At 66.9% G+C, this 9360-nt stretch carries 9 protein-coding genes and 1 tRNA gene; 4 read left to right on the forward strand and 6 right to left on the reverse strand.

Annotation, left to right across the window (positions count from 1 at the left end; translation table 11 throughout):
* The first annotated feature begins 398 nt into the window (after positions 1-398).
* Positions 399-1361 carry an endonuclease/exonuclease/phosphatase family protein gene (locus AC36XV_RS09870; protein ID WP_492203520.1) on the forward strand — a complete coding sequence of 321 codons (963 nt, stop codon included), beginning with the start codon at positions 399-401 and terminating at the stop codon, positions 1359-1361.
* Positions 1362-1413: 52 nt separating this feature from the next.
* Here AC36XV_RS09870 and AC36XV_RS09875 read toward each other — a convergent pair whose 3' ends face one another.
* From AC36XV_RS09875 to AC36XV_RS09885, 3 genes are all read right to left on the reverse strand, one after another.
* Positions 1414-1593, reverse strand: coding sequence for a hypothetical protein (locus AC36XV_RS09875; RefSeq protein ID WP_492203521.1), 180 nt, complete (start codon positions 1591-1593; stop codon positions 1414-1416).
* Between the two features lie 210 nt (positions 1594-1803).
* Positions 1804-2649 carry a sulfotransferase gene (locus AC36XV_RS09880; protein ID WP_492203522.1) on the reverse strand — a complete coding sequence of 282 codons (846 nt, stop codon included), beginning with the start codon at positions 2647-2649 and terminating at the stop codon, positions 1804-1806.
* Positions 2650-2768: 119 nt separating this feature from the next.
* A tRNA-Leu gene (locus tag AC36XV_RS09885) sits at positions 2769-2854 on the reverse strand.
* Positions 2855-2991: 137 nt separating this feature from the next.
* On the opposite strand from AC36XV_RS09885, the gene AC36XV_RS09890 reads away from it, so the two are divergent.
* The 3 genes from AC36XV_RS09890 (at position 2992) to AC36XV_RS09900 (ending at position 5802) form a co-directional block, all read left to right on the forward strand.
* Positions 2992-3759 carry an SURF1 family protein gene (locus AC36XV_RS09890; protein WP_492203523.1) on the forward strand — a complete coding sequence of 256 codons (768 nt, stop codon included), beginning with the start codon at positions 2992-2994 and terminating at the stop codon, positions 3757-3759.
* Positions 3756-3989, forward strand: coding sequence for a hypothetical protein (locus tag AC36XV_RS09895; RefSeq protein WP_492203524.1), 234 nt, complete (start codon positions 3756-3758; stop codon positions 3987-3989). Before AC36XV_RS09890 ends, AC36XV_RS09895 begins: the two co-directional genes overlap by 4 nt.
* 400 nt (positions 3990-4389) lie before the next feature.
* A complete protein-coding gene (locus AC36XV_RS09900) occupies positions 4390-5802 on the forward strand; it encodes a sigma-54-dependent transcriptional regulator (RefSeq protein ID WP_492203525.1) in 1413 nt (470 codons plus the stop codon).
* A gap of 131 nt (positions 5803-5933) precedes the next feature.
* Here the strand turns inward: AC36XV_RS09900 and AC36XV_RS09905 are convergent, their stop codons facing one another.
* The 3 genes from AC36XV_RS09905 to AC36XV_RS09915 form a co-directional block, all read right to left on the reverse strand.
* Positions 5934-7772: a sensor histidine kinase gene (locus AC36XV_RS09905; protein ID WP_492203526.1), complete on the reverse strand. Its 1839-nt coding sequence runs from the start codon at positions 7770-7772 to the stop codon at positions 5934-5936.
* Positions 7773-7957: 185 nt separating this feature from the next.
* Entirely contained in the window at positions 7958-8728 is a 771-nt protein-coding gene (locus AC36XV_RS09910; RefSeq protein WP_492203527.1) for a hypothetical protein, read from the reverse strand.
* 2 nt (positions 8729-8730) lie between these two features.
* On the reverse strand, positions 8731-9360 hold a 630-nt coding region (locus tag AC36XV_RS09915; protein ID WP_492203528.1), incomplete at its 5' end, for a flotillin-like FloA family protein.

Genomic DNA, 9360 nt, shown 5'->3' on the forward strand with positions numbered 1-9360 from the left:
CCACCTGCTCCAGGGACTTGTGGCTCTTCGGCTCGTTTTCCCGGTAGCAACCGAAGCAGGCCAGGTTGCAGGCTGCCGACGGCTCGAGCCACGAGATGGAATTGTCCGGAAGACTCCAGGGCAAACGGTAGAGTTCGCGGTGATCGAGCTGGGCTTGCATGCTCCCCCCATGAGGGCTGTTGGACGCGCGCAACCGGCGCCCGCAGGAGGCGGACGAGGATGGCTGGCGAGGAACGGCGTCTCGTTTGCGCGGTCGACGCGGGGGGAGCGCCCAACCACGGTTCGATCGGCGCACAATATAGGGTCGGTCATCCGAGGCGCCAGCGCTCGAGAGCGATTATGATGAGCGCAAGCCACGGTCCCCGTTCACCCTGTCGAGATTTGACCAGGATGGATTCGTGAAACATTGGCGCAACCGCGGGGCCACGCTCGCCGCCTCGCTGCTTCTGATCGCCCTGGCGGCCTGCACTCGCAAGGAAGCGGACGTCGTCCCCACGGCGATGGACGCTCAGCTTCGGATCGCGACCTGGAACATCCGCTATTTCCCGGAGCCCGAGACGGACTTCGATCGGGTGGCGGAGATCCTGGTCGAACTGGACGCCGATCTCATCGCGGTCCAGGAAATCCGCGACGAGGCCGCTCTGGCCACCTTGCTCGCCGGGCTCAACGCACGGATAGAGGGGTCCGACGGCGAGCACGGCCGTGTCTATTCGTACGCACTGGCCGAGAGCGGTGGAAACGGGGGCCTGTACGTAGGCTACGTCTACGACACCCTCGCCGTCGAGCTTTCTTCCGTCCGGACCCTGTGGCGGCTGCAGATGACCGAAGACCTCCGCCCCGGTCTCGCGGCCCGGGTGAAGAGTCGACGCGGCGGGCTCGACTTCGAGGTCGTCGTGATGCACACCGACTCGGGAGTCCGTGACCGGGACTACCAGAATCGCCTGCGTTTCCTGGATTCTCTGGCTGTGGTACTCCCTGAGCTGCGGGCCGACGACGCGGATGTCATCGTGCTGGGAGACCTGAATACCATGGGTCGGGAGGCCGACGGAGAGATCACCACGGTCACGGCGCAGCAAGAGATCGCCAACCTGGATCGGCAACTCGGAGCGCTCGGTCTTCGCAGGCTGGAGAGCGAGCCGAGCTGCACCGAGTACTACCAGGGGCGCGGCGGGACCCTGGATCACATCGCGGTGGCCACCGCCACGCGGGAGGCGCCCCGCGACCTCGTGGCTCGAGTCCGCGGGTACTGCGAAGACGTGAACTGCGCGGTGCTGAACCCTGAGGACATGCCGCACGACTATCGGGTCGCTTCGGACCACTGCCCCGTGGTCGTCGACCTGATCGACATCGACGCAGACTGAGCCGGGGGGCTCTCCGGCGGACCGGCGTCGGCTGCCGGGTCCGCGCCCGTGCTCAGCCCATCCAGAATCCCTTCCGCTGGGTCACGCCGAGGACCTTGCGGCACGCACCGCAGAAGTAGAGAAACCGCTTGCCGATCGCACCTGAAAGCTGCTGGTAGAGCACCTCGCGCAGCGGGGTCGAGCAGTGCGGACAGATCGGCTGCGCGTCGTCTCGTTTCGTACACTGGATCATGGTAGCCTTCCCTCGCATGAGCCCTTCCGAGAACCGCCGTTTCCATCGGCCGGACACACTGGGGTACCCTCGCACGTCGGTCCTATTCTAAGGCTACGTGAGAGCTGCACCGGCCGGACTGACGTCGTGCTGTGGAGATTCGGAAGACTCCCCGACCGATCCGTGAGCGTCACACCCGAAACACGGGCCCACTCTCCACCGGCGCGCGAGTCAGTGTTGTCCTCTGAACCCGAACGGGACGCGTCGCTTCAGCCCCCTATACCCACGTCGCGCGGTTCGATATGCCCGGGAATGCTTGAAGATCACCTTCGGGGCGCTGCGCAGGGCTTCTCTGCGCTGAATCTCCACCGCGCCCGGTGGGAAGTACTCGGGCCAGTTGCTGGCCGACAGATCCGGCTTCACCCCATCGAGTTCCCGCCGCCAGGAAGAGTCCTTCTCGTAGCCGAATTCGATGAGACTCTCGGTGATCGGGCCATGGAGTTCCAGCTGGCCGGCCACCCGCGGCCTGTGCTTCCTCCAGTTTCCGATGCTCGCCCTCGACACGGGCCTCAAGCCGCCGAGCGCATCCTGTGAGGCGACCGATGCCCTCGACACTCTATGAAAATCTCCAAACGGTGCGCGTTGCGTCAGAAACGGCAGACGTTCTCCCAGTCGCTCCTGAACATGATTGGGATCTCGGACGAGGTCTTCATACCGGACGAGCGTGACACGACGATGACCCTCGAGCTTTCGTACGTAGGGCAGCCAGTTCTTCCAGTACCTCAGGCCCGCCCAGTACCGATCGGGACGTGCCCGGTGGCGGCTCACCACGATGTCCCTTGGATCCCTGACCATCACGACTACATTCAGTCTCGGCATCCACGGCAGGAACAGGTCGGCAATCACCACGTCGCCCGGCCACTTGGTGAGGTAAGTGCGTGGATAGCCGGTTGGCAGCTCGTACAGCCTGCTCTCGTGCTCTGAATGTTGGTCGATCTCGAAGCAGGCGGCCATCATCTCCGCCATGAGGGTGGTTCCGCTTCGCGGCGAACAACCCACGATGTGAATTCGGTACACGGTCTGTCTCCCGTGGCGAGCCGGGCTGTCCGAGTTGAGAACGTCTCCTCGGGTCTGCGGAGGGGGCGCCGTAACATTACCCGATTGCGGTCAAGCGCGCGTAGAACAGGATCCAGCGATGCCGGGGCTGGGATTTGAACCCAGACGGGACTAGCGTCCCAAGGGATTTTAAGTCCCTCGCGTCTGCCGATTTCGCCACCCCGGCGTGGACCCCGAATATAGACCCCGCCCGCGGGGGCCGCAGGTCCGGCCTCGAAGTCCGACCCTGCACCTCCGGCCGCGATCCTCGGGGTACACCCGGCCGCACTGTCCAGCCTGCCCTCGAGCACCGACATTGATCTCATGAAGCGTTGGGACATCAGGGCCTGGCTGTTCGCCCTCGTCGCACTCCTCGCCGTCGGCGCATTCCTGCGGCTCGCCGCGTGGCAGCTGGAGCGCCTCGGCGAACGCCGGGAGTTGAACGCGGAGCGCGCCGCTCTGGCCGAGCTGCCACCGATCGAGATCGGGCCGGAGGGGCCCCTGCCGCCCCTGGATTCGCTCCTGTGGCGACGGGTTCATCTGACGGGCACGTGGCAGTTCGACAGGGAGATCGTGATCCGGGGCCGAGCCGCGCTGGGCTCGCCGGGCGTCCACCTCCTCACCCCGATCGGCCGCACAGGCGGCTCGAGCATTCTGGTCCTGCGCGGGTGGCTCCCGGCAGCCGACGGCCTCAGCGCCGATCTCCGGTCCGCCCGACCCGCGGACGAAGAGTCGGCGACGCCCGCCGACGTCGTCGGAATCGTCCTCCCCGGAGAACCCTCCGCCGCCATTCCGCCCCGTCAGAGCCGGTTCGACGGCGATGTCCATCTGGTGCTCGCGAGCATCGACTTCGATGCGATTCACCAGAGTGTGGAGGAACCGGTGCTCGATGCCTGGGTGTTGCCGGACAGCACTCCCGATGCCGGGTCTGCGGTGACGCCGAGGCTCGTCGAGCGGCCTCCCCCCTCGGACGGGCCGCATCTCATGTATGCCCTGCAGTGGCTCGGGTTCGCGACCATCACGGCGGCGGGTACGATCGTATTCCTCGTTCATCGGCACCGCGATTGGAACCAGAATGAGAGGGTCTCATGAGCTACCGGAAGTTCATCGACGCGTCGGGGAATGCCTGGAGGGTGAGAGACCGCAGCCGGTGGGACTGGGAGTTTCAGCCGGAGCCCGGCAACCGCGAGCCGGCGAGGGCCGTGCGGGCGCCCGGACACCAGGACGATCCCTTCGAGCTCAGTAACGAGGAGCTTCAGGCTCTGCTCGACTCCGCCCGGTCCGCGTCGCGGCCGCGCGCTCCCAATCCGTTCAAGGACTGACGCGGCCCGCCTGGCTCCGGGCCCAAACAAAGCCCACGGCGTCACTTGCCATTTGATCCCAATGAGCGACACTTTGTCACTTTGACGTGGCGGGTGGGACTTGTTGGCGCAGCCGTCCCCACCGGAGTCGGGCGGGCGTCAGGCCCGCCAACCCCCAAATGTACGCGGAGAACCGGGGCAATCCAGCAAGCCGACAGGTACCGGCGCGCTCGGGAAATCGTGGCACACTTCCGGCAAGGGAGAGTGGGACGCCGTACAGTTTCGAGGCGCGGGTGTGAGCCGCCCGCGTAAGGGTCCGCCGGCCGGAGCCTCCCCCTGACTCCGGTCGTGCGGTCCCTGCCTCTCGAGCCAACCCCTTCTGCGGTCGACCGGTGACCGGCGATCCGGAGATGGAGCTGATATGTCTGAGGAATATGCGAAGTCAGAGGTCGCCCCTCGCGTGCTCGTCGTCGAGGACGAAGAAAACGTAAGGGATCTCCTGCTCACCGTTTTGGCGGAAAACGGCTACAAGGTCGACGCCGTACGGTCGGGTGAGGAAGGCCTTCGCCAGCTCGACCAGCAGCTCTACGATCTCGTGCTGCTCGACCTCAACCTGCCGGGGATGCACGGACTGAACGTCCTCGGAGCGGGCCCTGCCCTGCAGACCGACGCCCAGTTCATCGTCATGACGGCCTTCGGTTCGATCGACAGCGCGGTCGAGGCCATGAAGCTCGGGGCCGTCGACTTCATCAAGAAGCCCTTCCGGACCGAGGAACTGTTGCACATTCTGGCGCGCGCCCGTGAGGAACTGGAGCTGAAGCGTGAGGTCGCGCAGCTCCGGAGCAAGACCAGCGCCGGAGTCCGGGCCCACCTGGTCGGGAAGTCGCAGGCCATGCAGAGGCTGTACGGCATGATCGAGCGGGTCGCGCCCACGCGCGCGAACGTGCTGATCACCGGCGACACCGGAACGGGAAAGGAGCTCGCCGCCCGTGCCGTGCACGAGCTCTCCGGTCGAAGCCGCCGGCCGTTCGTGGCCATCAACTGCTCCGCCCTGCCCGAGACGCTCCTCGAGTCCGAGCTGTTCGGGCACATGAAGGGGTCCTTCACCGGGGCGGTGCAGAGCAAACGCGGACTGTTCGAGGAGGCGCAGGGCGGCACCATCTTCCTGGACGAGATCAGCACCGTTTCGGAAGGCGTGCAGGTCAAGCTGCTTCGCGTGCTCCAGGACCGGAAGGTCACCCGCGTCGGCGGGCGAGAGCCGATCTCCGTCGACTTCCGGCTGATCGCCGCCACGAATCGCGACCTCGGCGAGCTCGTCGAGAAAGGCGAGTTCCGAGAAGACCTTTTCTATCGCCTGAACGTCTTTCCGATCCGCGTTCCCTCCCTCCGGGAGAGACGGGATGACATTCCGCTGCTCGCTCAGCACTTCCGCCAGCGTTTCGCCGAGGAGAACGGGCTCGAGCCGCCCGAGATCCCGCCGAAGACCATGACCCGCCTCATGTCCTACGATTGGCCGGGGAACGTCCGCGAACTGGAGAACTTCATCGAGCGTGCCGTGATCATGCATGCCGGGGCCCGGGCGATCCCGTTCGAGCCTCCAGGCCAGCGCCCGGACCCGGAACGCAACCTCCTGTCACGGGCTCGGGACGAGAAGTGGGACCTGGAGCGCCTGGAAAGGGAGTACATCCTCGACATGCTCGAGCAGACGCAGTGGCATCAGAGTTCCGCCGCCGAGGCGCTCGGGATCAGCCGGCGAACGCTGTACCGCAAGCTGAAGCGGTACCGGGAGCAGGGGATCCTCCCCGAGCCCCATCACGTGGCGCTCCGCATGTAGAGGGCGCCGAAAGCGGCCTTCGGACGACGGCCTTCGGAGGTCACCACAGGAAAGAGGGGGGAGCTTCCATGCTCCCCCCTCTCTCGCATCCCCATCCCGAGGGCGGCTCTCTCCGCCCCGGCTCGATCGACTCAGCCGATCCAGCCGCTCCGCTGCTCGGGCTCCCGCCCGTGAGGCATCCAGAGCGTGAAGGTGGCGCCTTCCCCGGGACGGGACTCCAGGGTGAGGGCCCCTCCCATGTACTCCGCCAACCGTCGGGACAGCGTGAGCCCGATTCCGACGCCCGTCCGGGCGGATCGACCGGACCCTCCCTTCTCGTACTCGCCGAAGATGCGCTCCTGGTCCTCCGCCGGTACCCCGGGACCCTGATCGGCGACCTGAATCGTGAGCCAGCGTTCGGCCTCCGAACCGTTCGGCGGACCTTCGCGGCTGAGACCGGTGGCGAGCCGTATGTCCGTCCCCTCGGGCGAGTACTTGATCGCGTTGCTGAGCAGGTTCGTGATGACCTGCAGCACGCGGTCCGGGTCGGCGACCATGCGCAGGTTGCTGCGGTTCCTCTCGAGCCGGAGCTTCATGTTCTTCTGCTCCGCCTCGGGATGGATGCCGTCCATGGCCGCCTGCAGCAGCTCGTTGACCACAATCATCCGCGGCCACGTCTCCAGCCGTCCCTGGGAGAGGCTCTCGAGGTCGAGGACGTCCTGCACCAGCCGCATGGCATGCTCGCTGCCGCGGCGGATCTTCTCGGGAATCTCCCGGTCCGGCCCGCGAGCCTCGGCGAGCAGCCGCTCCGACCACATGAGCACCCCACTGCAGGCGTTCCGCAGGTCGTGGTTCACGAACGCATAGAACCGGTCCCGCTGCCGCTGCGTCTCCCTCAACTCGTCCAGGAGGCGCTGTAGCGTGCGGAACTGCCGGGCGTTCTCGATCGACACGGCGGCCTGAGCGGCCAGCATGGAGACGATCGTCTCGTCGCGCTCCGTGAACGGCTCTCCGTCCTTCTTGTTCGTCAGGTAGAGATTGCCGAACGCGCGGTCGCCGATCCGGATGGGAACTCCGAGGAAGGACTGCATACCCGGGTGCCGGCCGGGCATGCCCGCCGATCTCGGATCCGCGGTGAGATCGGCCACCCGGATCGGCTCGTTGGCATGCGTGACGGCACCGAGCAGTCCCAGACCTTTGGGCGGCCCGCCCAGCTCCTCGCGCAACGCGGGATCGATGCCGCTGGTGATGAACAGTTCGAGCTCACTGCCGTCGGGCGTGAGGACGCCCATCGCGCCGTACTCGGCATCGGTGAGATCACGTGCCCGGTCCGCCACCGTCTGGAGGACGGAATCCAACTCGAGATCCGACGCCACCGCCACCTCTGCAGCGTGCAGGTTCTCGAGAATCGTCACGAAATCCTCGGACGCCTCCCGGAGGTTGTCCGAGCGCTCGGCCCGCTCCGTCTCCGCCTCGAGCATCCGGGCATTCTGGATCGCGAGACCGGCCATGCGCGCGAAGGCGTAGAGCTGGTCCGCGTCTTCCGGCTGGAATCCGGGATGGTCCCGTCCACTCACCAACAGGGTGCCGATCGCCCCGGCCCGCTGCCTCAGCGGGGCGACGAGAACCGTCCGTGGCTCGCCCGCCTCGAGCAGGAGAGACTCATAGAACGGCTCGTCCGGCACGTCGTTCTCGATGACCGCCCGGTTCTCGGCCAGCGCCCTGCGGCTGATCGTTCCCTCGAGCGGATACCGCGCGCCGACGACCCCGGCCATCGCTCCGCTCAGAGCGGCGACCACCAACTCGTGTGTCTCCCCATCCCTGAAGGCGACCGCCACACCCGATCCATCGAACAGTGGTGCGGTCCGATCCGCGACAATGGACAGAATGTCCTCGAGGTCCATCGCCTCGAGCATGGCGCTGCCGGTCTCGCAGATGCCGCTGACGCGAGCCGCCGTATCTTCTATCCTGACAACGCCCTTGCTGTTCAAGTCAGCTCGCTGAGTGGGGGGAGCAGACCGTAGGCTGCGACCGCGTGGGCTGTCGGCGGCCGGCCCGGTCAGCGATGCTTCGCTGACCGCGGCGTGAGACAATATTTCACGTTGAGATGAGGGCCGCCAGAGTCGGTGTCGCTCCAGCGGCCCATGCCGTGATCGCCCGGAGGCCTCGGGCAAGCTCAGGTGAGAGAGGGGGGCGACCCGAAGATCTCCGCGTAGACGATCGCGCGCGCCGGCATCGGCAGCTTCTCCAGGCGGGCGAGCCCCGAGGCCGGACGGCGTCGCGAATCCCGGCGCTTCCGCCTTCCGGCTCGCGTGACCTGCGGTCCACCCGCGACGTTGCCGTCGACGGGTGCGACCGACCTTGCCTGGCCGGTCGTGGGTCGCCCTCCGGCTCCCTCCCGGAGCGAGACCCTCTGACGGCGCAGGGTCAGCGCCTCCAGCTCCGCCGGATCCTCGAGCGACACCGCCTCGGAAGCGGCCGGAGGCATCTCGGCCACGATCTCCGGTCTCCGCGGGGCCTGGAAGCCCCGCCGCGGGCGGGTCGCACCCGAATGCGCGGGATCCACCATGCGGGCGATCTCCGCATAGGCCTCCTGGCGTTTCCTCTCCGCCGTCGTCCGTCGACTGAACTGCGCAGGACGCGCCGAACGCGTTCTCGATGCGGCGGACGACTCCCGGAGGACGGAATCCACCTCGGACGCCTCGCGCTCCGGCGGACGTCCGGTGCCGAGCCCCTGCTTCGCCTCCCACCGCTGAAGTGCCTCGATGGCCCTCTGCTGGGCTTCGAGCGATCGCTGCCGCGTGCGCGCCGAGATGTCGATCGACCCACCGTGACCGAGCGACTCGTCGTCCCGGGCGTCTCCCCCGGGATAGCGGCGGCTTGCCCCGGCCACACCGCGGAAGATCCAGACGACCACGACCGCCAGGAGGATGAAGAACGGCTCCATGATCAGATCTCCGCGTCGTCACCCGTGCCGGCGATCGAATCGCGCATACGGGTGTCCGACTCGATGTTCCGGAACCGCATGTAGTCCATGACGCCCAGCTGGCCGGAACGGAACGCCTCCGCCATCGCGAGGGGCACTTCGGCCTCCGCCTTGATCACCTCCGCGCGCATTTCCTCGACCCTGGCACGGTTCTCCTGCTCGAGGGCCACGGCGAGGGCTCGACGCTCCTCGGCCTTGGCCTGGGCGATCTGCTTGTCGGCCTCCGCCTGGTCGATCTGCAGCTCCGCTCCGATGTTCTTTCCTACGTCGACGTCGGCGATGTCGATCGACAGAATCTCGAACGCGGTTCCGCTGTCGAGTCCCTTGGCGAGCACGGTCTTCGAGATCTGGTCCGGGTTCTCCAGCACCGCCTTGTGGGAGTCCGCCGATCCGATCGTGCTCACGATTCCCTCACCGACGCGGGCGAGGATCGTCTCTTCGCCGGCCCCACCGACCAGTCGGTTGATGTTCGCTCTGACCGTCACCCGGGCGATCGCGATCAGCTGGATCCCGTCCTTGGCCATCGCGGCCACCTTGGGCGTCTGGATCACCTTCGGGTTCACCGACACCTGCACCGCCTCGAGGACGTCGCG

Source organism: Candidatus Benthicola sp., assembly GCF_058719085.1.